Genomic DNA, 24,619 nt, shown 5'->3' on the forward strand with positions numbered 1-24,619 from the left:
GCGGCGCAGCTCAAGCTGCGTTATCGGCGGCGGTCGGTGATATGTCGAGTTTGGGGGTGACGGCTTCGAAGAGCGGCAGGGCGGCGGCACCGAGTGCGGCCGTCAACTGGCCGGTCTGGCCGCGAATGACGCGCGGCAGCGCGCGCGTCCGCCGGCTGGCGACCGAGACTGGAAGCGTCTGCATGGCCGCGACGATATCATCGATAATGGCGTCGGGCAGGGCGCCGCCGAGGATGACGGTCTCCGGATCGAGAATGTTTTCCAGCATTGCCACCATCGGCGAAAGATAGTCCGCGGTCTCCGCGATCCACTCCTTCACGACGGAATTGCCTTCCCGGTGCAGCACTTCGATGGCCGCAAAATCGGTATTCTCATGGCCGGCCTCGGCGAGCTTCTCCTTCAGTGCATGCAATGAGGCGTAGCGCTCCAGGCAGCCGCGCTGGCCGCAAGGGCAGGGCTTGCCGCGCGGGGCGACAACGACGTGGCCGATTTCGCCGGCATTGCCAAAGGCACCACGGAAGGGCGCGCCGTCATGGATAAGGCCGAGACCGACGCCGACGCCGAAATAGATCATGCAGAAATTGGAGATAGCGCGGCCCGCACCGAACAGCCTTTCACCGACGGCCGCCGCATTCGCGTCGTTTTCGACGATGACGGTCTCGCCGCTGGCTTCGCTCAGAATCGCGGCCGGATTGATGCTGCTCCAGCCGGGCAGTGTGGTGGGGCCGACCGAGCTCATGCCTTCGATTTCGAAAGGGCCGGGCATGACCACGCCGATGCCGAGAAGCTTCGACGGGAAACGCTTGCGCACCTTCTTCACTTCACCGGCAAAGAGCGGGACGATATGTTCCGGGTTGGTATTCACAACCGGCATGATCGTTTCGGAACGGACTTTTCCCGAGAGATCGAGCACTGTCGTCACCATATGGTCGGCGGCGATTTCGACGCCGATCGTCACCGCTCCGTCAGGATTGACGGCAAACTGGATCGGTGGTTGGCCGCGGCCGGAGCGCAGCCGGCCAATCTCCATCAGCAGCTGTTCGTCGACGAGTTCGTCAACGATGTTGGCGACGGCCTGCGCGGTCAGGTGTGTCAGCTTGGCGATATGCATGCGGCCAAGCGATCCATGCATGCGCACGACATCGAGCACGACACGACGATTGTGGTCGCGGCTGCGCTCGGGGTTCTTGCCCATCGCGATCTGCTGCTTGCCGGATTGCCGTGTCATCTCTCCGCCCTCGTCTCTGCCGGTATGGATAGCGCCGATATCATCAAGTGGGCAATAGAATAATTAAACTAAATTATCTTATTGACAAAGCCTCCCATACGAACCAGCCTGAAAGGGTCGCAGTGCGATGCCGAGGAAGAGGAGCCTCAGTTCCATCTTTCCGAGCCAATCAAATCGGGGCGCTGCCGATGTGCGGGATGCCCTGGGGAACCAGATGAGCGCGAGCGGAAGGATGCCGGCTCGGGCAATGGAGGAATAGATTATGCGTCGCGGAATCTTATTGGCTGGCCTGTTTGCCGGCATCAGCATGGTTGCGGTCAACAGCGCCCAGGCGGTCGAAATCGAATATTGGCAGTATGTCTATGATACGCGCGTCAAGGCGATGGACCAGCTGATCGCCAATTTCGAGAAGGCCAATCCCGACATCACCGTCAAGCAGACGACCTTCCCCTATGCCGATTACCAGACACGCGTCGTTGCCGCCAATCTCGCCGGTAACGGCCCTGACGTGATGCAGCTCTTCTATGGCTGGCTCGACCAGTTCATCGCCGGCGGCCTGCTGCAGCCGCTGCCGACAGACGCTTTCCCGCATGACCAGATCGAGAAGGACTTCTTCCCGATCGTGACGGCGATGAAGCGTGGCGACGATTATTACGGCCTGCCGACCGCCGTACGCTCGCTGGCGCTCTTCTACAACAAGAAGCTCTTCCAGGAAGCAGGCCTAGACCCGAACAAGCCGCCGCAGACGGTCGATGAATTCGTCGCCGCCGCTGAAAAGACCGTCAAGCGCGACGCCGCCGGCAACATTGCCGTCGAAGGCACGACGCTCGATATGGGCGGCCAGGATCACCAGTGGTGGCGTGAGGTACTGATCCGCCAGTTTGGCGGCGAGCCCTATACTGCTGACTATTCCAAGGTCACCTACAACAGCGATGCCGGCATCAAGGCGCTGAAATTCTACACCAGCCTGCAGACTGAAAAGAAGGTCGGTCAGACCGGCTTCATGGATGAGGGCCAGGCAGCCTTCCGCGGCGGCAAGGCGGCGATGACGATCGACGGCACCTTCCGCCTCGGCTCCTTCGGCAGCATCAAGGACTTCGAATGGGGCGTCACCGAGCTTCCCGCCAACGCTGACGGCCTGCGCTCCAACTATGCGAGCTATTTCGCCAACGGCATCGGCGCCAAGGTCTCCGGCGAAAAGCTTGAAGCCTCCAAGAAGTTCCTCGCTTACGTCACCTCGCCGGAAGCCATGAAGATCTGGCTCGGCACGGTTGGCGAACTTCCGGCTCGTCGCGAGGCTGCTCTCACCGACGAAAACCTCAAGAACCCGATCTATGCGCCGTTCCTGAAGGCACTCGCTTATTCGCACACTTCGCTCTTCGTGGATGAAGCCGGTCAGCGCCAGAACGCCATCGATATGGTCAACCGCGTTCTGCTTGAGGGCCAGTCGCCCGAGGATTCCCTTGCTCAGGCCGCAACCGCCGAGCAGGAAATCATCGACAACGCAAAGAGCAAATAAGGGACGGCCATGAGTTCCGCACCCGCGAATACGGAAGGGGCGGCTATCAGCCGTCCCGCCGGATCGTTCTGGGATCGGCTGACGATGCGCCAGAAACGCCTTGTCTGGGTCTGGACATTCCTGGCCCTGCCGATCCTGTTTTACTGCGTGATCCGCTTTTATCCGACGCTGCAGGCCTTCTACCTGTCGTTCACCAATTGGAATCTGATGAAACCGCCGAAATTCATCGGCGTCGCCAATTATGTGAAGCTCTATAACGACCCGCAGTTCTGGAAGGTTTTCCGCAATACTTTCACCTATCTCATCATCGGCACGCCGCTGAGCCTGATTATCTCTTTCGTCGTGGCCTTCTTTCTGGATCGCGTGCGTTTCCTGCACGGCCTGATCCGCGCACTCTATTTCCTGCCGTTCCTGACGACGGCGGCCGCCATGGCCTGGGTCTGGCGCTGGTTCTATCAGCCGGCCCCGATCGGAGTCATCAACGACGTGCTCGGCATGATCGGCCTGCCGCAGCAGCAGTTCATCCGCTCCGTAGATCAGGCGCTGCCGTCGATCATGGTGACCTCCATTTGGGCCGGCCTCGGCTTCCAGATCATCATCTTCATGGCCGGCCTTCGCGCCATCCCGAACACATTCTATGAGGCCGCGAAGATCGACGGTCTCGGCGAATGGCCGATCCTCTGGAAGATCACGCTGCCGCTCCTGAAGCCGACGACCGTCTTCCTCGTCGTCTTTTCTTCGATCGGCTTCCTGCGCATCTTCGACCAGGTCTACAACATGACGACCAACGATCCCGGTGGCCCGCTCGGATCGACCAAGCCACTGGTTCTCATGATCTATCAGACGGCCTTTTCATCCTACAACATGGGTTATGCAGCTGCGCAGACCGTCGTGCTCTTCGCAATCCTGCTCTGCGTCTCCCTGCTGCAGCTCTGGATACTGAGGGAACGCAAATGAGTGCCGTGACCACGAACACCGCGGCACCCTTGCCGAAAGCCAATATCCGCCCGGGCGCCATTATCACGTGGACGCTGCTTTTCATCGGCGGCCTCATCATGGTCTCGCCGCTGCTCTTCATGTTTTCGACCTCGCTGAAGACGGCAGGCCAAGTCTACGACCTGCGCCTCATCCCTGCCGAGCCGACGCTGCAGAACTACATCACCGTCCTCTCTGACGGCCGCTTCATGCGCTGGTTCCTGAATTCGACGATCGTCGCCTGCACGGTGACGCTCTCGAACGTCTTCTTCGACAGCCTTGTCGGCTATACGCTCGCCAAGTTCGAATTCCGCGGCCGCTACCTGATCTTCCTCGCGATCCTCTCGACCCTGATGATTCCCACGGAAATGCTTGTCATCCCCTGGTATCTGATGTCGGCGCAGCTCGGCTGGCTCGACAGCTACTGGGGCATCATGTTCCCGGGCATGATGACCGCTTTCGGCACCTTCCTGATGAAGCAGTTCTTCGAGACGGTCCCGAACGATTTCCTCGAGGCTGCCCGCATCGACGGCCTGAACGAATTCCAGATCTGGTGGAAAGTGGCGATGCCGCTCGTCACCCCGGCACTCTCGGCGCTCGCCATCTTCACCTTCCTCGGCAACTGGACGGCCTTCTTCTGGCCGCTGATCGTCACCACCAGCCGCGAACTCTACACGCTGCCGGTCGGCCTCTCCAGCTTTGCCGTCGAGCAATCCATTCAATGGGAAATGATCATGACCGGTGCGGCACTCGCGACATTGCCGACGCTGCTCGTCTTCCTGGTGCTGCAGCGCTACATCGTGCGCGGCGTCATGCTGGCCGGTCTGAAGGGATAAGACATGACCGAAACCAATCCACGCCTTGCCGACAGGAGCGTCTTTCCTGATCCGGTTTACAAGGAAACCGTGTTGAGGCCGCTCTTCGATGGCGCCAAGACGCATCATGTCGATGGCTTCCGCCGCATCGACCGTGCCCATCTCGTCATGCTGGTCGAAACCGGCATTCTGGATCGCGAACAGGCCGGCAAGATCGCCGCAGCACTCGAAGCGATCGATCGCGACATCGACCCGGAAAAACTCGTCTATACCGGTGAAGTCGAAGACTTCTTCTTCCTCATCGAGAAGGAGTTGAAGGCCCGTATCGGCGTCGATATCGCCGGTCGCCTGCACACTGCGCGCTCGCGCAACGACATTGACCACACGCTGTTCAAGCTCGGCCTGAAGGAGCGCATCGACGCTCTGATGGTCAAGGCGCGTACGCTCCTCGATGCCATGATTGCGGCGGCCGACTGGGAAAAGGAGACGTTGATCGTTGCCTATACGCACGGGCAGCCGGCCCAGCCGACAACCTTCGGCCATTATCTTTCGGCGGCGATCGAAGTGCTGATCCGCGATATCGAACGCTTTGCCGAGGCGCGAGAGATCGTCAACCTCAGCCCCATGGGTGCTGCGGCGATCACCACGTCGGGCTTCCCGATCGATCGCGCCCGCGTCGCCGAACTGCTGGGCTTTGCCGCGCCGCTACGCAATTCCTACAGCTGCATCGCCGCGGTCGACTACACAACCTCGACCTACAGCGCGATCGAGCTGATGTTCCTGCATCTCGGCCGCCTGATCCAGGATTTCCAGTTCTGGACGAGCTTCGAGGTGGGCCAGATCTATGTTCCCAATGCGCTGGTGCAGATCTCATCGATCATGCCGCAGAAACGCAATCCGGTGCCGATCGAGCACATGCGACATCTCGCTAGCCAGACCTTTGGCCGAGCCCGCACCGTGCTCGACGTCATGCACAATACGCCCTTCACCGACATGAACGACAGCGAGGGCGAAACGCAGGGCATGGGCTACGAGGCGTTCCATTCTGCCGGACGCGTGCTCGACCTGCTGGCGGCCTTCGTCGCGCAGATCAGCATTGATCCGCAGCGTGTGGCCGACAATATCCGCCGCTCCTGCATCACCATCACCGAACTCGCGGATTCGCTGGTCCGCCTCGAAGGATTGTCCTTCCGGCAGGCGCATGAGATTGCCGCGACGGTCGCTCGCGCCGTCGTCGCCAAGGGCGGCGGTCTTTCGGACGACGGCTATCAGCCTTTCCTCGCAGCTTTCGAGGAATTGGCCGGCCGCAAACCCGGCATCGACAAGGCACAGTTTGCCGAGATCGTTTCGCCGGAACATTTCGTTGCCGTCCGCGCCCGTTTCGGCGGTCCCGCGCCGGCACCGATGGCGGATGCGCTTGCAGCCTACCAGGAAAAGGCTGCCGCATTCGCCGCAGATGCGCAGGAAAATGCAGCGCGCGAAGCCGCCGCTGCCGAGGAACTTCAAACCAGATTCACGGCATTGATGGGGGCCGCCTGATGGCAAATATCGAACTGCAGGGGCTCGTCAAACGCTACGGCAAGCTCGATGTCGTCCACGGCATCGATCTTGCGATCGCAGATGGTGAATTCGTCGTCTTCGTCGGCCCGTCCGGCTGCGGAAAATCCACGACGCTGCGCATGATAGCCGGTCTGGAGGACATATCCGGCGGCACGCTGAAAATCGGCGGCGAGGTGGTCAACGAGCGCGAGCCGAAACAGCGCAATATCGCCATGGTGTTTCAGAACTACGCCATCTATCCGCATATGAGCGTACGCCAGAATATTGGTTTCGGCCTTTACACCTCGAAGCTGTCGCAGGTGGAAAAGGACAAGCGCATCGACGAGACGGCGCAGATCCTCGGCCTGACCGATTATCTCGCTCGCCGCCCCGCAGCACTGTCAGGCGGCCAGCGCCAGCGCGTCGCGATCGGCCGCGCCATGGTCCGCAATCCCTCGGCCTTTCTCTTCGATGAGCCGCTGTCGAATCTCGACGCCCAGCTTCGCACCCAGATGCGCATCGAGATCAAGCGCCTGCACCAGCGGCTCGGCACGACAATCGTCTATGTCACGCACGATCAGGTGGAGGCCATGACCATGGCTGACCGCATCGTTGTCATGAAGGACGGCCACATCCTGCAGGCGGGAACGCCGATGGATATCTACGAGAACCCCGCCGATGTCTTTACCGCACGCTTCATCGGCAGCCCGTCGATGAACCTGCTTCCGGGCACGGCGGCAGCCGATGGTCTGCGCATCGGGCAGGGAGGTCCCCATCTGATCGGCGTGCGCCCGCACGATCTTGTCATTGGCGAGGAAGCCGGCGTTCTGTCGCTCTCGGGCACGGTGACGGCCGTCGAGCCGCTTGGCGCCGAAACGCTGGTGCATTTCGATGTCGCCGGAACATCGGTGATTGCTACGGCCCCCGGTAAAGTGATACCGGCCGTCGGCAGCGCGGTGACTGCCCATGCAGCGTCAGGTGCTCTCTATGTTTTCGATGCAAAAACGGAAAAGGCCCTCGGGCGCCAATGACATCTGATAGTGACATCCGATCGGCGGTGCTCAGCATTGGCCGGACCTACTGCGACCTGATTTTCACAGGTCTGGAGACTATGCCCGTTCTCGGGCGCGAGCTCTTTGCTGATGACCTGCGCATTGCCGCAGGCGGCGGCGCTTTCATCATGGCTGCTTATTCCGCCCATATCGGCCGCAAGACCGCCTTGCTCTCCCGCCTCGGAACGGACGGACTTTCCAACGGTCTGGCGGGCGAACTGCAGGCAAGTGGGGTCGATCTGCGCTTTCTCGACCGGGCGGCCGACGCTGGTCCGCAGGTTACCGTCGCCATCAACAATGGCGAGGAACGCGCCTTTCTGTCGCGCCGCGCTGGCAGCGCTGAACCTGCAACGCTTAAAGAGGCGCTTGCCTGGAGCGAGGCGCGTCACCTGCACATCGCCGAATTCGCAACCCTTGCGGAAATCCCCCACTTGATTGCGAAAGCCAGGGAAAACGGGCTTACGGTATCGCTCGACCCGAGCTGGGACGAGGCCCTGATCTACCAGCAGGATTTCCTCGATCGCTGCGAAGGCATTGATCTTTTCCTGCCCAATGTCGAGGAAGCCGTAGCGATTACCGGACGTTCCGATCCGACGGAAGCACTCGACAGGCTCGCCGAGCACTTCCCGGCCGTCGCGCTGAAAGCAGGCGCCGGCGGCGCTTATTTCGCGGCCGCCAGCGTCCGGCTCCACCAGAATGCTCCCAGCGTCAAGGTCGTGGATACGACGGGAGCAGGGGATGCCTTCAATGCCGGGCTCATCCATGCCTGGCTTGGCGGCGCGAGTGCCGATATATGCCTGCGCGAAGGCATTGCCATGGGCAGCCTGGCGGTTCAGGCTGCGGGCGGCGCTGCGATCCTTCCCTCACGCTAGGGTCTGGGCGATGCCGCGGTCTTTTCAGTGCCGCGGATCGCTCTAATTAACCGGGAGCGGCGCAGAAATCGCTGCACCGGACGGAACCCGGAATATTGGCGTCGAGCCCGGGGCTTGCTGCGGAACAGCTTGCACTTGCCGCGCTATCCAGCTGTTTCCTTACGAATATTTCATGAAATTCAGCCGCATTTCCGTACCATCGTCAGGGCATCGGTAATGTTGGGTTCATGTTCGTTGTGATTATTCTGGCGCGAACAGGCCAGGCATGGCGAAGCATATTTCGAGGATGACATGGACAATCTGGAGGCTGGTAAAGAGACCGGTTCCAAAAATGGCGCAAACGCCGATCTTGCTGCCGTGCTGGCCGCTGGCCGGCAGAGCAGGGGCCGGCGCTGGCGCGGACGGCTGATCGCGCTGGTGCTCCTAATCCTCGCCGCAGCCGCGGCGGCCTATTTCTACACGGGCCGCAGCCGTTCCGAGATCAGCTACACGACCCAGCCTGTCAAGCGAGGCGATCTTACAGTGCTTGTCACTGCCACAGGTTCGGTCCAGCCGACCCAGCAAGTCGATATATCGAGCGAATTGTCGGGCACGATGCGTGAGGTCAATGTCGACTACAACAGCGCAGTGAAGGCAGGCGATATTCTGGCTGAACTCGATACGAACAAGCTGGAGGCAGACGTCAAGAGCTCGCGCGCCAAGCTCAACTCGGCAAAGGCAAATGTGGTCAAGGCGAATGCCGATATGCAATCGGCCGCGACCTCGCTCGACCGCCTGAAGAGCCTCGTCAAGAGCAACGTCTCCACGCAGCAGAGCCTTGACGACGCGACCTATAAATATGACTCGGCTGTCGCCGCCAAGGATATCAACGAGGCCGAGGTCCTGGCCTCGGAGGCGGACCTGCAGCTTGCCGAGGTCAATCTTGGCAAGGCGAAGATCGTCGCACCGATCGATGGCGTGATCCTGACCCGCTCGGTGGATCCGGGTGCGACCGTTGCTGCCTCGCTGTCGGCGCCCGTGCTTTTCACCATTGCCGGCGATCTCAAGAAGATGGAGCTACAGGTGGATGTCGACGAAGCCGATGTCGGCCAGATCGCCGTCGGCCAGAAGGCAAAGTTCACAGTCGACGCCTATCCCGACCGCACCTTCCCGGCCGTCATCGAGCAGATCCGCTTTGCCTCTCAGGTGGTCAACAATGTCGTCACCTACAAGGCGGTGCTTTCGGTCGATAACGCCGACTTGCTTCTACGCCCCGGCATGACGGCGACCTCCGATATCACCGTCGAAGCCGTCAAGGACACGCTGATGGTCCCGAATGCGGCCCTGCGTTACGCTCCGCCGCAGGCAGAAGGCCGTGGCGGCCGTGGTATCTTTAGCCTGTTCCGCCCGCCGCGTCCGCTCCGCAGCGGTGGTGGCGGTGATGCCAAACTGACCGGCACGCAACGCCGGGTCTGGGTGCTGCGCAACGGCCATCCCGCAGCCGTCGTGATCCAGGTTGGCTCCTCGGATGGCCAGTTCACGCAGGTCACCTCGGGCGAGCTTACCGAAAAGGATGCGATCATCACCGATACCGCGACGCGGACGAACTGACGGGAGCCGATGATGGAACGCCCGCCGCTTCTGGAATTCAGGCAGGTCTCGAAGATTTACGGCGAGGGTGCTGCGGCAATCCGCGCGCTCGACCACGTGGATCTTTCAATCCGTACCCATGAATTTGTCGCCATCATGGGGCCGTCCGGTTCCGGCAAGTCGACCGCGATGAACATACTCGGCTGCCTCGATGTGCCGACCTCAGGCGACTATGTTTTCCAGGGCATTTCGACCGGCGGCTTCGACCGCAGCCAGCTGACGCTGCTGCGCCGGCATATGCTGGGTTTCGTCTTCCAGGGTTTCAATCTGCTGTCGCGCACCTCGGCGGTCGAGAATGTCGAATTGCCGCTGATCTATCGCGGCATGGCGGTCGGCGAGCGGCGCAAGCGGGCGCGGGAGGCGCTCGGCCTCGTCGGCTTGTCGGGCAGGGAACATCACAAGACGCAGGAACTCTCCGGCGGCCAGCAGCAGCGTGTGGCAATCGCCCGCGCTATCGTCACCGAGCCAGCCTTGCTGCTCGCCGATGAGCCGACCGGCAACCTCGATACCAAGACCAGCATCGAGATCATGGACCTGATGACGCGGCTGAACCGCGAACAGGGCATCACCATCGTCATGGTCACGCACGAGCCTGATATTGCTGCCTATGCAGGGCGCTTGTTGCGTTTCGTCGACGGCAAGCTGGAAACCGAAGTAGAGCATCAGCGGAGGGCGGAACATGTTCTTTGAAACGCTGAAGCTCGCGCTTCGCGCGATCAGCCGCAATCTGCTGCGCTCCTTCCTCACCGTACTCGGCGTGGTCATCGGCGTTGCCGCCGTCATCGCGCTCGTCACGATCGGCAACGGCACGACGGCGCAGGTTTCGACCGAGTTGTCACGTCTCGGCACCAACATGCTCTTCGTGCGTCCCGGTCAGTTCGGACCCGGCCGTGCCAGTTCCGAGGCGCGGCGCTTCACGCTGAAGGATGTCGAGGCGATCCGTGATCAGGTTCCGGGTCTCCGAGCGGTTGCGCCCTCCAACCAGTCGACGGCAACCGTCATTTTCGGCGGCCAGAACCATTCAACCACGGTCTATGGCACGACCAACGACTATTTCATCGCACAGGACTGGGATCTTGCGCTTGGCCGCAATTTCACGCCGGCAGAAGAGCGCGGCCAGTCGCGCTGCATCATTGGCGAGACCGTGCGAGAGCAGCTTTTCGGGGCTGCGGATCCGACCGGCCAACTGATCCGTGTCGGCAAGGTTTCCTGCCCGGTCATCGGCGTCCTGGCAAAGCGCGGCCAGTCCGGCATGGGCAACGACCAGGATGATGCCGTCATCATGCCGGTCAAGGTCTTCCAGCGCCGCATCAGCGGCACCTCCAATGTGCCGACGATCCTCATCTCGGCGCGAGACGGCGTCTCGACCTCAAAGGTGCAGGCCGATGTCGAGAACCTGCTGCGTGAACGCCGCAAGATCATTCCCGGCCGTCAGGACGATTTCAACGTCAATGACATGACGCAGATCGCTGAAGCCATGACCGGAACCACCACGCTGCTGACGGGTCTGCTTGGAGCGGTCGCCGCCGTCAGCTTGCTCGTTGGCGGCATCGGCATCATGAACATCATGCTGGTATCGGTGACGGAGCGCACCCGCGAGATCGGTATCCGCCTTGCGATCGGCGCGCTTGAAAACCAGGTGCTGACACAATTCCTTGTCGAGGCTGTCGCCCTGTCACTCTTCGGCGGCATAGCTGGCATCATGCTCGGCCTGACGCTTGCCTACGGTACGGTCAGCTTCCTCAATGTGCCCTTCGTGGTCAGTCCGCTCATCATCTTCATCGCCTTCGTCTTTTCAGCAGCGATCGGCATGATTTTCGGCTTCTTTCCGGCGAGGCGCGCAGCCCAGCTCAATCCCATCGAGGCATTGCGCCACGAGTAGAGAGAATGCTCTCGCGCACGGCATGGCTTTGATATATAAGGATAACTTGTCTTCGGCATTGAACCGTGCCAGTATTGATATATCAGCCTCGGATTCGCCCGTATGCAGGAATCGCTAAGTCATCTCGCCTATCTGGCGCTGGAGCACGCTATCGTGACGCTGGCTTTGGCACCGGGTGCGCTGGTGACGGAAAAGCAGCTTATCGATCTTGCTGGCCATGGCCGCACGCCGGTGCGGGAGGCTATCCAGAAGCTTGCCTGGCAGGGGCTGATACTGGTCAAGCCGCGTGTCGGTCTGCAGATTGCTGAAATTCACGCTGAAGACCACGCCAATGTCATGCAGGTGCGCCGCAAGCTGGAGCCGGTTGCTGCGGCTCTGGTGGCAGATGCGGCCAATGAGGAGCAGAGGGGACGGCTTGTCGCCTGCGCGCTGGCGATGGAGGAATGCGCCGTCCGCGGCGATCTCGCGGGCTTCTTCGCCGCAGACAAGGCCTTTGACGAGATCCTTGAGGACGCCTGTCCGAACAGTTTCATGATCGCCGCATTGGGGCCGGTCCAGACCCATTCCCGCCGTCTTTGGTATTCGACCGCCAATCCGGAACGGATGGATCGCTCCATCTCGCTGCATGTTACGGTCATCAAGGCCATTCATCAGGGCGAGGCCGAGCAGGCGCGCGAGGCCATGGCCGACCTCATCGATTATCTGAGCCAGAAATAGAAACGGCCCCGTTTCCGGAGCCGTTGCCTGTGGATCAGGATTACAGCCTCAGCCGACGAAGGCGCGTTCAATCACGAATTCGGCGGGCTTGCTGTTGGCGCCCTCGTCGAGGCCGGCCTTTTCCAGGAGCTCCTTGGTGTCCTTCAGCATGGCGGAAGAACCGCAGATCATGCCTCGGTCAATAGCCGGATCGATCGGCGGAACGCCGAGATCGGTAAAGAGCTTGCCGGAGGAGATCAGGTCGGTGATGCGGCCGCGATATTCGAAATCCTCGCGGGTGACCGTCGCATAGTGGCGCAGCTTGTCGCCGACGACTTCCTGGAGGAGTTCGTCATTCTGGATCTCGTGGACGAGATCGAAGCCATATTTCAGCTCGGAAATTTCGCGCGCCGTATGGGTGAGGATGACCTCGTCGAACTTCTCGTAGGTCTCCGGATCGCGGATGAGGCTCGCGAACGGTGCAATGCCCGTGCCGGTCGAGAACATATAGAGACGCTTGCCGGGGGTCAGCGCATCGAGAACAAGCGTGCCTGTCGGCTTCTTGCGCATCAGCACCTGGTCGCCCGGCTTGATGAGCTGCAGATGCGAGGTCAGCGGGCCATCCGGTACCTTGATGGAGAAGAATTCCAGTTCTTCTGCCCAGGCCGGGCTTGCGATCGAATAGGCGCGGAAAACCGGCTTGCCTTCGACCATAAGGCCGATCATCGCAAACTCGCCCGAACGGAAACGGAAGCCGTCTGGCCGGGTCATCGTGAAGCGGAAGAGCCGGTCGGTATAATGCGTCACGCTCAGCACCGTCTCGGCATAGACGCCGGCGGGGATGGCGGAAGCGAATTCTTCGGTCTTTGCGGGTGCGTTCATTTCGATATCGGACTCGTCGTTCGCAAGAAGATCATCACATGCGAGGCAGATATTACAAAACCCCGTTGAATTAAAGGCAATCCATTCCATCGCATGGCTGGGGAGCGAAATATGCATGTCATTGTCAGGAATCAGTGCTGTGATGAACTGTCGCTTTTGCACTGGCTAAGCTATTCAAAGGATGCATATTAAAGCATGTCTCGCAAAACAGTTCGGCGGTTTTGCGCTAAGGACACGCGGCAAGTAAAAAGATAGAGCGTGGCGAGCGATCCGAAGGATCGTCGCATGCTTCAATAAAAACGACGCCCACCGCGACGCGGGCGCGACAGGTGGTTACGGGGGAACATGAAAATCTTCAACTATAAGCGCGTTCCATACGCGGAAATGCGCGCATTTTCCGTCCATATTCTGACGGCCTCCGGTTCCTTTCTCGCGTTTCTCGGCGTGGTGGCGGCTGCCGAGCACCGCTTCGTCGATATGTTCTGGTGGCTGGGTCTGGCCCTTCTTGTCGATGGCATTGACGGCCCGATTGCCCGCAAGGTGCGTGTCAAGGAAGTGCTGCCCAACTGGTCGGGTGATACGCTCGACAATATTATCGACTACGTGACCTATGTGCTGTTGCCGGCCTTTGCGCTCTATCAGAGCGGCATGATCGGCGAGCCCTGGTCATTCGTTGCCGCCGGCATGATCGTCGTTTCGAGCGCCATCTATTATGCCGATATGGGCATGAAGACCGAGGAGTATTTCTTCTCGGGCTTCCCCGTCGTCTGGAACATGGTCATCTTCACGCTCTTCGTCATGCACGCGAGCGAGATGACGGCCTTTATCGTCGTCACCGTTTCGGTGGTCCTTACCTTCCTGCCGATCAACTTCCTGCATCCAGTGCGCGTCCAGCGGCTGCGCCCGTTGAACCTCGGCATCTTCCTGCTCTGGTCGGCACTCGGCGCCTATTCGCTGCTGAAGCATTTCGATATGCCGCAATGGGCAGTCGTTCTCTTCATCGTGAGCGGCATCTACCTTTACGTCATCGGCGGTGTGCTCCAATTCTTCCCTGCGCTCGGACGCAAGTGAGGTAAACGGCGATGGCAATGACGAAGGCGGTTTCTTTTTCCAGAAATGGCGGACCTGAAGTTTTCGAATATGTCGATATCGATCTGCCGCCGCCTTCCCAAGGTCAGGTGCAGATCCGCCAGGAAGCGATCGGCCTGAATTTCATCGACGTCTATTTCCGCGACGGCACCTACAAGGCTCCGCATCTGCCCTTTGTGACCGGCAAGGAAGCTGCCGGCATTGTGACATCAGTCGGTCCCGGCGTGACTGATTTTGCCGTGGGCGACCGCGTTGCGTATGCGGGCTCTGATGGCGCCTATAGCGCCGAGCGAAACATCGAGACGAAACATCTGGTGAAGGTGCCCGACGGCGTCAGCCTGGAAACAGCAGCCGCCATGATGCTTAAGGGTATGACGGCCGAGTATCTCCTGAACCGCACGTTCAAGGTCGGCCCTGAAACCGTGCTGCTCTTCCATGCCGCAGCCGGCGGCGTCGGCCTCATCGCCGGCCAGTGGGCAAAGGCGCTCGGCGCAACCGTCATCGGCACGGCAGGCTCCGCTGACAAGGTCCAGCTGGCGCTCGAACATGGCTATGATCATGTCATCAATTACAAGACCGAGAAATTTGCGGAACGCGTGCGGGAGATCACGGGGGGCAAGGGCGTCGACGTGGTTTATGACTCGATCGGCCGAGACACTTTCCCACAATCGCTGGATTGCCTGAAGCCACGCGGCCTCTTCGCATCGTTTGGTCAATCTTCGGGCGCGATCGAGAATTTTACCATGGCGCACCTCGCCCAGAGGGGCTCTCTCTATGCCACTCGCCCGACGCTCTTCACTTATATTGCCTCGCGTCAGGAACTGACCGATTGTGCAAACAATCTATTTGATGTTGTGCAGAGCAACAAAGTGCGTATCAATATCAACCAAACCTATCCGCTGCGTGAGGTTGGGCGGGCGCACGCGGATCTGGAAACAAGAAAAACAACCGGAACGACGCTGCTGATTCCATGAGATCCAAAAGGACCGGTCGGCAGAAGAAATGAGGGGAACGTGTCGCCATTGAATGTGCCGGCTTCCGGCGCGTTGTTATCGGTGCAGAAGCTGACGAAATTCTTCGGTAGCTTTGCCGCCTGCAATGAAATCGATCTCGATATAGCGCCGGGCGAAATTCATGCGCTCCTCGGCGAAAATGGCGCAGGCAAATCCACGCTGGTCAAGATGCTCTTCGGCGTTCTGGAGCCGACGGATGGGCATATCCTCTGGGAGGGAACGCCGGTTGCGATCACCTCGCCGGGCGAGGCCCGCAAGCTCGGCATCGGCATGGTCTTCCAGCATTTTTCGCTGTTCGAGGCGCTGACCGTTGCCGAAAATATCGCGCTTTCGCTTGATGACAGCATTCCGATCGGCAGGATCGCCGAAGAGGCGAGGGCGCTGTCTACGGCCTATGGCCTGCCGCTCGATCCGCATGCGCATGTCGCCGATCTCTCGGTTGGCGAGCGTCAGCGCATCGAAATCGTCCGCGCGCTCTTGCAGAACCCGAAGCTCATCATCCTCGATGAACCGACATCGGTGCTGACACCGCAGGAGGCCGACAAGCTCTTCGAAACACTTTTCAAGCTGCGTGCCGAGGGGCGCTCCGTTCTCTATATCAGCCACCGCCTGGAAGAGGTGCAGCGTATTTGCGATCGCGCCACCGTGCTCCGCCACGGCCGTGTGACCGGCGCCTGCGATCCGAAGCAGGAAACGCCCGCCTCTCTCGCCCGGATGATGGTCGGCAGTGAGGTGGCGGCTGTGACCCATCCCGAGCGTAGCGACAAGGGCGAGGTGCAACTCGCCGTTTCGAGCCTTTCCGTTGCAGCGCGCACGCCCTTTGCCATGCCGCTGCGCGACGTCTCCATGAGCGTTCGATCGGGTGAAATCCTTGCCATTGCCGGCGTTGCGGGCAATGGACAGAGCGAGCTGTTCGATGCGCTGTCCGGCGAATATCCGGTGTCGTCGGCCGAAGCAATCGTGATCCGCAAGAAGCCGGTCGGAACGCAGGGAATCACGGCCCGCCGCCTGCTTGGCGCCGGTTTCGTGCCGGAAGAGCGGCATGGTCATGCGGCGGTGTCGGCCATGAAGCTCTCTGACAATCTGGTGCTGGCCCGCAGCCAGTCGGACCGCAAGGCCTTTCTCGGTGTCCTCGGCATTATCAGGCAGGGCGCGGTGAAATCCGCCGCACGGCGCATTTCAGAGGCCATGGACGTGCGCAAGAGCGGCGATGATCCCGCCGCGGGCTCGCTCTCCGGCGGCAATCTGCAGAAATTCATCGTCGGCCGCGAACTCGACCGCCAGCCGGCTGTGCTGGTCGTCAACCAGCCGACCTGGGGTGTGGATGCCGGTGCTGCAAGCCGCATCCGTCAGGCGCTTGTGGACTTGGCAAAAGCGGGCTCCGCCGTCGTCGTCATCAGCCAGGATCTCGACGAAATCTTCGAGGTGGCGACAGATATCGCCGTCATCTCCGAGGGACGGCTTTCAAAACCCTATGCGGCAGGTGAACTCACGCGCGAGAAGATTGGCCTGCTGATGGGCGGCCTGCATGAAGGCAAGCATGCCGCGGAGGCCGCTGATGCGCATTGAGCTTGAAAAGCGCCCGCAGGTCTCGAAGCTCTACGCCTTCGTTTCACCGCTTCTCGCCCTCGTCCTGACGCTGATATTTGGCGCGATCATGTTCGCCATGCTCGGCAAGGATCCGGTCGAGGCACTCGATGCCTTCTTCCTCGAGCCACTTTTGGAAGTCTGGTCGTTGCACGAATTGGCGGTCAAGGCAGCACCGCTGATCCTGATCGCCGTCGGTCTTGCCGTCTGTTATCGCTCCAACAACTGGAATATCGGCGCCGAAGGCCAGTTCACCATCGGCGCGATCACCGGCTCCTATGTCCCGATCATCTTCTACGACTGGCATTCACCGCTTGTACTGCCGCTGATGCTGGTTCTGGGAGCGCTCGGCGGCGCGCTGTTCGCAGCCGTTCCGGCATTATTGAAAGCGCATTTCAACACCAACGAGATCCTGACGTCGCTGATGCTGGTCTATATCGCCCAGCTCTTTCTCGATTGGCTGATCCGCGGCGCATGGCGCGATCCGAAGGGTTTCAACTTCCCGGTCTCGCGCGACTTTGCGCCGGAGGCGATCGTCCCGGCTATATGGGAGGAGTCCGGCCGCGCCCACTGGGCCTTCATTTTCGCGATCGTCGCGGCTGTTCTCGTCTGGTTCATGATGCGCTTCACTCTGAAGGGCTTCGAAGTCGTCGTGCTCGGCCAGTCGGAACGGGCAGGGCGCTTCGCAGGCTTTTCCTCGAAGAAGATGATCTGGTTCAGCTTCCTCTTTTCCGGCGCGCTCGCAGGCCTAGCCGGGATCTGCGAGGTCTCGGGCTCGATCGGCCACCTGCAGCCGGCGATTTCGCCCGGTTACGGCTTCACCGCCATCATCGTCGCCTTCCTCGGTCGCCTCAATCCGCTCGGCGTCATTGCTTCCGGTCTTGTGCTGGCGCTGACCTATCTGGGCGGTGAGGCGGCGCAGCTTTCGATCGGTGTTTCGGACAAGGTCACCCGCGTCTTCCAGGGGCTCATCCTCTTCTTCGTGCTCTCCTGCGACACGCTGATCTATTATAAAATCCGCATCGTCTGGTCGCGGGTGAGAGGCAACGCGGCATGAGCATCTTCGAAGCCATTCTCCTGACGGTTATCACCGCCTCCACGCCGCTCGTCATCGCAGCCCTCGGTGAGCTCGTGACGGAGCGCTCCGGCGTCCTCAATCTCGGCGTCGAGGGCATGATGATCATGGGTGCTGTCGCCGCCTTTGCCGGCGCGCAGATCTCCGGTTCGCCCTATGTCGGCATCATCTGCGGCATTGCCGCCGGCGCGCTTTTCTCGCTGCTCTTCGCCTTCCTGACGCTGACACTGGTGGCAAACCAGGTGGCGACCGGCCTGGCGCTGACCCTTCTCGGCCTTGGCGTCTCCGGCCAACTCGGCGAGCCCTATGTCAGCGTCCCCGGCATTCAGCTGAAAGAGATCGTCGTCCCGCTTCTGTCCGATATTCCCGTTATCGGCCCGGTTCTCTTCAAGCAGGATCTGATCTTCTACCTGTCGATTGCCTTGCTCTTCGGCGTGAGCTGGTTCCTGTTCAGAAGCCGCCCCGGCCTGAAACTCAGGGCGATCGGCGACAGCCACGGTTCTGCCCATGCACTCGGCATTCATGTCATCCGCACGCGCTATCTGGCTGTCATGTTCGGCGGTGCCTGCGCGGGTCTTGCCGGCGCGCAGCTTTCGCTCGTCTATACGCCGCAATGGGTGGAGAACATGTCGGCGGGCCGCGGCTGGATCACGCTGGCGCTGGTGGTCTTCGCTTCCTGGCGCCCGTGGCGGGTCTTTGCCGGCGGTTATCTCTTCGGAGCGGTCACGATCCTGCAGCTTCATGCGCAGGCTTTCGGTCTCGGCATCCCATCGCAGTTCCTCTCGATGCTGCCCTATGCCGCGACTATTGTGGTTCTCATCATCATTTCTCATAATCGACGCACGACGTTGATCAACACGCCCGCGTCGCTTGGAAAAGCCTTCGTACCGGAGCGATAAAACAAGAACACGGACGGGTTTCCGGAATAACTTCAAACCAACAGGGGTCATCATGAAGAAGTTCGCACTCACACTTGCCGCATCGGCCGCAGCCGTGATCGGTATATCCTCAGCCGCCGCGGCGGCGGACAAGACGAAAGTCTGCTTCGTCTATGTCGGCGCACACAATGACGGCGGTTATTCGCAGGCGCACGATGTCGGCCGCCAGCAGATCCAGGCCGAATTCGGTGACAAGATCGAAACGCCCTACCTCGAAAACGTCCCGGAAGGCCCCGATGCCGAGCGCGCCATCGAACGTCTCGCGCGTTCCGGCTGCCAGCTGATCTTCACGACGTCTTTCGGTTTCATGGACGCGACGGTCAAGGTTGCCGCCAAGTTCCCGAAGGTCAAGTTCGAGCACGGCACCGGCTACAAGGCCGGCCCGAACCTCGCGACCTACAATTCGCGCTTCTATGAAGGCCGCTACATCCTCGGCCAGATCGCCGCCAAGACCTCGAAGAATCATGGCGCTGCCTACATCGCCTCCTTCCCGATCCCGGAAGTGGTCATGGGCATCAACTCCTTCGAGCAGGGCGCAAAGTCGATCGACCCGAGCTTCAAGCTCAAGGTCATCTGGGTCAACACCTGGTTCGACCCGGGCAAGGAAGCAGACGCTGCCAAGGCCATGATCGACCAGGGCGTCGACGTGCTGACCCAGCACACCGACACCACTGCGCCGATGCAGGTTGCCGAAGAGCGCGGCATCCACGCTTTCGGCCAGGCATCGGACATGATCGCAGCCGGCCCGAAGGCTCAGCTGACGGCGATCGTCGATACCTGGGGCAACTATTACTCCAAGCGCGTTCATGCCCTTCTCGACGGTACCTGGAAGTCCGAGCAGAGCTGGGACGGCCTGAAAGATGGCATCCTCAAGATGGCGCCTTACACCAATATGCCTGACGACGTGAAGAAGATGGCTGAGGAAACGGAAGCCAAGATCAAGTCCGGCGAACTGCATCCTTTCACCGGGCCGATCAACAAGCAGGACGGCACGCCATGGCTGAAAGCCGGCGAAAAGGCTGATGACGGCACGCTGCTCGGCATGAACTTCTACGTCGAAGGCGTGGATGACAAGCTGCCGGCACAATAAGCAGTTTTTGTAACTCGCAGTTGCGAAAAGGCGCTCTGAAAAGAGCGCCTTTTTTGCTGCAGTGCATACCAAAATGCGCATTTACAAAAGTATTACTATATGATTTTTTGACCCTGCGCCGCGAGACGCGGCATTGGGAGAGGAAATCATGAAATTGAAGACTGCACTTTTGAGTGCCACGATTCTGGCTGCCTGCATGTTCGGTTCGGCTTCGGCCGCCGGCTTGACTGTTGGCTTCTCGCAGATCGGTTCGGAATCGGGCTGGCGCGCGGCTGAAACGACAGTGACCAAGGAACAGGCCAAGAAGCGCGGCATCGATCTGAAGTTTGCCGATGCTCAGCAGAAGCAGGAAAATCAGATCAAGGCTCTGCGCTCCTTCATTGCTCAGGGCGTCGATGCCATTCTCATTGCTCCCGTTGTCGAAACCGGCTGGGACGACGTTCTGAAGGAAGCCAAGGAAGCCAAGATTCCGGTCATCCTTCTCGACCGTACCATCAAGGCTCCTGACGATCTCTACCTGACGGCGGTTACCTCCGACCTGGTCCACGAAGGCAAGGTCGCAGGCGACTTCCTGGTAAAGACCGTCGGCGACAAGAAGTGCAACGTCGTCGAGCTGCAGGGCACCACCGGTTCGTCGCCGGCCATCGCTCGCAAGAAGGGCTTCGAAGAGGCTCTTGCCGGCCACGACAACCTGAAGATCGTTCGCAGCCAGACCGGCGACTTTACCCGCACCAAGGGCAAGGAAGTCATGGAAAGCTTCCTGAAGGCCGAGAACGGCGGCAAGGACATCTGCGCTCTCTATGCCCATAACGACGATATGGCGGTTGGCGCCATCCAGGCGATCAAGGAAGCTGGCCTGAAGCCCGGCAAGGACATCCTCGTCGTCTCCATCGACGCCGTGCCGGACATTTTCAAGGCCATGTCCGAAGGTGAGGCCAATGCCACGGTCGAGCTGACGCCGAACATGGCAGGCCCGGCCTTCGATGCGCTCGATGCATACCTGAAGGACAAGAAGGCTCCGGCGAAGTGGATCCAGACTGAATCCAAGCTCTATACGCCTGCTGACGACCCGATGAAGGTCTACGAAGAAAAGAAGGGCCAGGGCTACTGATTAGAACCTGCAACCGCACCGGTCCATCATGGACCGGTGCGGAACTGCCGGTGCCGGGCCGGGCGTCATGCCCGGTTTTGGCGCAGGCGTAAGGCGCAATATCAGGAAACAGCAGCCCTCATGGTTCACAATTTCGAGAATATTCTCGCAGCCTCGGCCATTTCGAAATTCTTCCCCGGCGCTGTCGCCCTGGACAAGGTGGATTTCACGCTGCGCCGTGGCGAGGTTCACGCCTTGCTCGGCGAAAACGGCGCCGGCAAGTCGACGCTCATCAAATGCATTACCGGCGCCTATCGCCGCGATGGTGGAAGCCTGACACTGGAAGGTCACGAGATTGATCCGGCCGATACGCTGGCCGCCCAGAAGCTCGGCATCGGCACCGTCTACCAAGAGGTCAACCTCCTCTCCAATCTCAGCGTCGCGGAGAATCTGTTCCTCGGCCGCCAGCCGAAGCGTTTCGGCATGATCGATGCCCGCACCATGAACCGGAATGCCCGTGAGCTTCTGGCAGGCTACGGTCTCGATATCGACGTCACCGCGCAGCTCGACCGCTTCTCGGTCGCTGTCCAGCAGATCGTCGCGATCGCTCGCGCCGTCGATCTGTCGGGCAAGGTGCTCATTCTCGACGAGCCCACCGCCAGCCTCGATACCCATGAAGTCGAGATGCTTTTCCGCATCATAAATGACTTGAAGAAGCGCGGATTGGGTATTGTCTTCATTACTCATTTCCTCGAACAGGTCTATGCTGTCAGTGACCGCATCACCGTGCTGCGCAACGGCCGGCTTGTGGGTACGCACGAGGCAGCCGAACTGTCGCGGCAGAACCTGATCGCCATGATGCTCGGGCGCGAACTCGCGCAGACGGAACATGCCGCCAAGGAACGCATGATTGCCGCCGGCGAGGTCAAATATGCTTTCGAGGGCTTTGGAAAACGCGGCAAGGTGAAACCCTTCGATCTCGAAGTCCGCGTCGGCGAAGTTGTCGGCATTGCCGGACTTCTCGGCTCCGGGCGCACGGAAACAGCAGAACTCATGTTCGGCATCGAAAGCGCCGACAGCGGCGTCGCCAGGATCGATGGCGCGCCGGTGACGCTGTCGAGCCCACGTGCCGCAATCGCCAGGGGCTTCGGCTTCTGCCCGGAAGATCGCAAGACGGATGGCATCATCGGCGACCTGTCGATCCGCGAGAACATAGCGCTTGCCCTGCAGGCGCGCCGAGGCTGGGCGCGGCCGCTTTCGCGCGCCGAACAGAATGCGATCGCCGACGAATACATCAAGGCGCTCGATATCCGCACGACCGACCGTGAAAAGCCTATTCGGCTTCTGTCGGGCGGCAATCAGCAGAAGGCGATCCTTGCTCGCTGGCTGGCCACGAATCCCGATTTCCTGATCCTGGACGAACCGACCCGCGGCATCGATGTCGGTGCCCATGCCGAGATCATCAAGCTGATCGAGCAACTGTGCGCCAGGGGCATGTCGCTGATCGTCATTTCTTCGGAACTGGAGGAGCTGGTTGCCTACAGTTCTCGCGTCATCGTGCTGCGCGACCGCGAACATATCGCTGAATTGACCGGTGAGCGCATAACCGCCGCCGGCATCGTCGACGCCATTGCTGCGGGCGACAAACGAACGGAGGATGCATGACTGCCTCGCTGAAGGCGCTGGGCTTTCGTCTTGCGCCGCAATTGATTGCGCTTTTGGTTGTTTTTCTTTTGAATTTCAGCTTCTTCCCGCAATTTCTTGATGTAATTGTTCAAAATGGTCGGCTCTACGGAAGCATCATCGATGTTCTCAATCGCGGCGCGCCCGTTGCGCTGCTGGCGATCGGCATGACGCTGGTGATCGCCACCAAGGGCATCGACCTTTCAGTCGGCGCAGTCATCGCGATTTGTGGCGCCGTTGCAGCCTCGTCGATCGTCGAAGGCAATTCGCTTGCCTATACGCTGGCACTCACTGTCGTCGTCGGCCTGCTCTGTGGCTTCTGGAACGGATTCCTCGTCGCCGTCCTCAACATACAGCCGATCATCGCCACGCTCGTCCTGATGGTCGCCGGACGCGGGATCGCCCAGCTCATCACCGAAGGCGCCATCATGACGTTCAACGATGACGGGCTGATCTTTCTCGGCAGCGGCTCCTTCGCCTTCCTGCCGATGCCCGTCGTCATCTGGCTGATCGTCGCCCTGATGGTCATCCTGCTGGTCCGCCGCACCGCGCTCGGCATGCTGATCGAGGCTGTCGGCATCAACAGACGCGCGAGCACGCTGTCAGGTGTACAGACGCCGGTGCTGCTGATGGCGGTCTATATGCTGAGCGGCCTCTGTGCTTCCATCGCGGGCATCATCGTCGCCGCCGACATCAAGGGTGCGGACGCCAACAATGCCGGCCTCTGGTTGGAGCTCGATGCCATCCTCGCCGTGGTTGTCGGTGGCAACTCGCTGCTCGGTGGCCGCTTCAGCATCGTCGGTTCGCTGGTTGGCGCTATGATCATCCAGGCGGTCAACACCGGTATTCTGCTTTCCGGCTTTCCGCCGGAGTTCAATCTCATCATCAAGGCGATCATCATCATCGTCATTCTGGTCATCCAGTCGCCGGCCATGCAATCGCTGACCAGCTTCCTGAGCCGCCGGACGGACGCAAAGGGGCGCAAATGAATTCCAAATACTTGCCGCTCCTTGCGACGATCGTCATCTTCGTGCTCGCCTACGCGGTTTGCACGCTGCAATATCCGAACATCCTGTCGACGCGCGTCATCGGCAATCTGCTGACGGATAACGCATTTCTCGGCGTTGCCGCCGTCGGCATGACCTTCGTCATCATCTCCGGTGGCATCGATCTGTCGATTGGATCCGTTATCGCCTTCACCGGTGTTTTTCTCGCAGTGATCCTGCAGAATACCAGCATTCATCCGCTGGCCGCCTTTGCGATCGTTCTCATCATCACGACCGCCTTCGGTGCCGTGATGGGTATGATCATCCATTTCCTGCAGATGCCGCCGTTCATCGTGACACTTGCCGGCATGTTCCTCGCTCGCGGCATGGCCTATGTCCTGTCGATCGACAGCATTCCGATCAATCACGAATATTATTCGACGCTGACCAGCCTCTATTATCGTTTGCCGGGTGGCGGACGTCTGACGCTGATCGGCGCCATCATGCTGATCGTGTTCGCAGCCGGCATATTCATCGCGCACCGCACCCGCTTCGGGACCAATGTCTATGCGCTGGGCGGCGGCGTGCAGACGGCACAGTTGATGGGCGTTCCAGTGGCGCGCACGACGATCCAGATCTACGCCTTGTCGGGTTTTCTGGCGGGCCTATCCGGAATCGTTTTTTCCCTATACACCTCTGCAGGATATTCTCTTGCGGCGGTGGGCGTCGAACTGGATGCCATCGCAGCAGTCGTCATCGGAGGGACGCTGCTGACAGGAGGAGCGGGATTCGTGGCAGGGACCTTCATCGGTCTGCTGATCCAGGGGCTCATTCAGACTTACATCACTTTCGACGGCACGCTGTCGAGCTGGTGGACGAAAATCCTGATTGGCCTGCTGCTTTTTGCATTCATGGTGATGCAGAAGGCCATCCTTTTCCTTTCCAGTCTGAACAGGAGATATGGCTAGGAGGAGAGTCG

22 protein-coding genes are annotated in these 24,619 nt (G+C 60.3%); 20 read left to right on the forward strand and 2 right to left on the reverse strand.

The window, feature by feature from the left end:
- Positions 1-10 precede the first annotated feature (10 nt).
- Positions 11-1,228, reverse strand: coding sequence for an ROK family protein (locus FHT93_RS01395; RefSeq protein ID WP_183845929.1), 1,218 nt, complete (start codon positions 1,226-1,228; stop codon positions 11-13).
- A gap of 262 nt (positions 1,229-1,490) precedes the next feature.
- On the opposite strand from FHT93_RS01395, the gene FHT93_RS01400 reads away from it, so the two are divergent.
- The 10 genes from FHT93_RS01400 to FHT93_RS01445 all read left to right on the forward strand — a co-directional run bounded on the left by FHT93_RS01400 (position 1,491) and on the right by FHT93_RS01445 (position 12,228).
- Positions 1,491-2,747, forward strand: a complete 1,257-nt coding sequence (locus FHT93_RS01400; RefSeq protein WP_113013638.1) for an extracellular solute-binding protein — start codon at positions 1,491-1,493, stop codon at positions 2,745-2,747.
- 84 nt (positions 2,748-2,831) lie between these two features.
- Positions 2,832-3,704 (forward strand): sugar ABC transporter permease, encoded by an 873-nt coding sequence (locus FHT93_RS01405; protein ID WP_162710215.1) that lies wholly within the window; start codon positions 2,832-2,834, stop codon positions 3,702-3,704.
- Positions 3,701-4,558, forward strand: a complete 858-nt coding sequence (locus FHT93_RS01410; RefSeq protein WP_112547187.1) for a carbohydrate ABC transporter permease — start codon at positions 3,701-3,703, stop codon at positions 4,556-4,558. The genes FHT93_RS01405 and FHT93_RS01410 overlap by 4 nt, the downstream gene beginning before the upstream one ends.
- Before the next feature lie 3 nt (positions 4,559-4,561).
- Complete coding sequence (argH, locus tag FHT93_RS01415) at positions 4,562-6,076, forward strand: argininosuccinate lyase (protein ID WP_183845930.1); 1,515 nt, start codon at positions 4,562-4,564, stop codon at positions 6,074-6,076.
- Positions 6,076-7,107 carry a sn-glycerol-3-phosphate ABC transporter ATP-binding protein UgpC gene (gene ugpC, locus FHT93_RS01420; protein ID WP_112547189.1) on the forward strand — a complete coding sequence of 344 codons (1,032 nt, stop codon included), beginning with the start codon at positions 6,076-6,078 and terminating at the stop codon, positions 7,105-7,107. Before argH ends, ugpC begins: the two co-directional genes overlap by 1 nt.
- On the forward strand, positions 7,104-8,000 hold the full coding sequence (locus FHT93_RS01425; RefSeq protein ID WP_183845931.1) for a sugar kinase: 897 nt from the start codon (positions 7,104-7,106) through the stop codon (positions 7,998-8,000). Before ugpC ends, FHT93_RS01425 begins: the two co-directional genes overlap by 4 nt.
- A gap of 291 nt (positions 8,001-8,291) precedes the next feature.
- Positions 8,292-9,590 (forward strand): efflux RND transporter periplasmic adaptor subunit, encoded by a 1,299-nt coding sequence (locus FHT93_RS01430; RefSeq protein WP_112547191.1) that lies wholly within the window; start codon positions 8,292-8,294, stop codon positions 9,588-9,590.
- Between the two features lie 12 nt (positions 9,591-9,602).
- Complete coding sequence (locus FHT93_RS01435) at positions 9,603-10,319, forward strand: ABC transporter ATP-binding protein (RefSeq protein WP_113206917.1); 717 nt, start codon at positions 9,603-9,605, stop codon at positions 10,317-10,319.
- Complete coding sequence (locus FHT93_RS01440) at positions 10,309-11,511, forward strand: ABC transporter permease (RefSeq protein ID WP_112547193.1); 1,203 nt, start codon at positions 10,309-10,311, stop codon at positions 11,509-11,511. The genes FHT93_RS01435 and FHT93_RS01440 overlap by 11 nt, the downstream gene beginning before the upstream one ends.
- 102 nt (positions 11,512-11,613) lie before the next feature.
- Complete coding sequence (locus FHT93_RS01445) at positions 11,614-12,228, forward strand: GntR family transcriptional regulator (protein ID WP_113210598.1); 615 nt, start codon at positions 11,614-11,616, stop codon at positions 12,226-12,228.
- A 48-nt stretch (positions 12,229-12,276) separates the two neighbouring features.
- On the opposite strand, the gene FHT93_RS01450 is transcribed toward FHT93_RS01445, so the two are convergent.
- A complete protein-coding gene (locus FHT93_RS01450) occupies positions 12,277-13,089 on the reverse strand; it encodes a ferredoxin--NADP reductase (protein WP_112968646.1) in 813 nt (270 codons plus the stop codon).
- Between the two features lie 345 nt (positions 13,090-13,434).
- On the opposite strand from FHT93_RS01450, the gene pcsA reads away from it, so the two are divergent.
- The 10 genes from pcsA to yjfF all read left to right on the forward strand — a co-directional run bounded on the left by pcsA (position 13,435) and on the right by yjfF (position 24,608).
- Positions 13,435-14,160, forward strand: a complete 726-nt coding sequence (pcsA, locus tag FHT93_RS01455) for a phosphatidylcholine synthase (protein ID WP_112547195.1) — start codon at positions 13,435-13,437, stop codon at positions 14,158-14,160.
- 11 nt (positions 14,161-14,171) lie between these two features.
- Complete coding sequence (locus FHT93_RS01460; RefSeq protein ID WP_183845932.1) at positions 14,172-15,152, forward strand: quinone oxidoreductase; 981 nt, start codon at positions 14,172-14,174, stop codon at positions 15,150-15,152.
- 39 nt (positions 15,153-15,191) lie between these two features.
- Complete coding sequence (locus FHT93_RS01465; protein WP_183845933.1) at positions 15,192-16,760, forward strand: ABC transporter ATP-binding protein; 1,569 nt, start codon at positions 15,192-15,194, stop codon at positions 16,758-16,760.
- The gene (locus FHT93_RS01470; RefSeq protein ID WP_112968645.1) at positions 16,750-17,835 is read left to right on the forward strand and encodes an ABC transporter permease; all 1,086 of its coding nucleotides are present in this window, start codon (positions 16,750-16,752) and stop codon (positions 17,833-17,835) included. The genes FHT93_RS01465 and FHT93_RS01470 overlap by 11 nt, the downstream gene beginning before the upstream one ends.
- Positions 17,832-18,752, forward strand: a complete 921-nt coding sequence (locus FHT93_RS01475; RefSeq protein WP_112547198.1) for an ABC transporter permease — start codon at positions 17,832-17,834, stop codon at positions 18,750-18,752. Before FHT93_RS01470 ends, FHT93_RS01475 begins: the two co-directional genes overlap by 4 nt.
- Positions 18,753-18,804: 52 nt before the next feature.
- Entirely contained in the window at positions 18,805-19,881 is a 1,077-nt protein-coding gene (locus tag FHT93_RS01480; protein WP_112547199.1) for a BMP family ABC transporter substrate-binding protein, read from the forward strand.
- A gap of 148 nt (positions 19,882-20,029) precedes the next feature.
- On the forward strand, positions 20,030-20,992 hold the full coding sequence (ytfQ, locus tag FHT93_RS01485) for a galactofuranose ABC transporter, galactofuranose-binding protein YtfQ (RefSeq protein WP_063475569.1): 963 nt from the start codon (positions 20,030-20,032) through the stop codon (positions 20,990-20,992).
- A 120-nt stretch (positions 20,993-21,112) separates the two neighbouring features.
- Complete coding sequence (gene ytfR / locus FHT93_RS01490; RefSeq protein WP_113148373.1) at positions 21,113-22,636, forward strand: galactofuranose ABC transporter, ATP-binding protein YtfR; 1,524 nt, start codon at positions 21,113-21,115, stop codon at positions 22,634-22,636.
- Positions 22,633-23,643, forward strand: a complete 1,011-nt coding sequence (locus FHT93_RS01495; protein WP_183845934.1) for an ABC transporter permease — start codon at positions 22,633-22,635, stop codon at positions 23,641-23,643. The genes ytfR and FHT93_RS01495 overlap by 4 nt, the downstream gene beginning before the upstream one ends.
- Complete coding sequence (gene yjfF, locus FHT93_RS01500) at positions 23,640-24,608, forward strand: galactofuranose ABC transporter, permease protein YjfF (protein ID WP_183845935.1); 969 nt, start codon at positions 23,640-23,642, stop codon at positions 24,606-24,608. Before FHT93_RS01495 ends, yjfF begins: the two co-directional genes overlap by 4 nt.
- Positions 24,609-24,619 lie beyond the last annotated feature (11 nt).

Source organism: Rhizobium sp. BK379, assembly GCF_014193955.1.
In the GTDB taxonomy this organism is placed as follows: domain Bacteria; phylum Pseudomonadota; class Alphaproteobacteria; order Rhizobiales; family Rhizobiaceae; genus Rhizobium.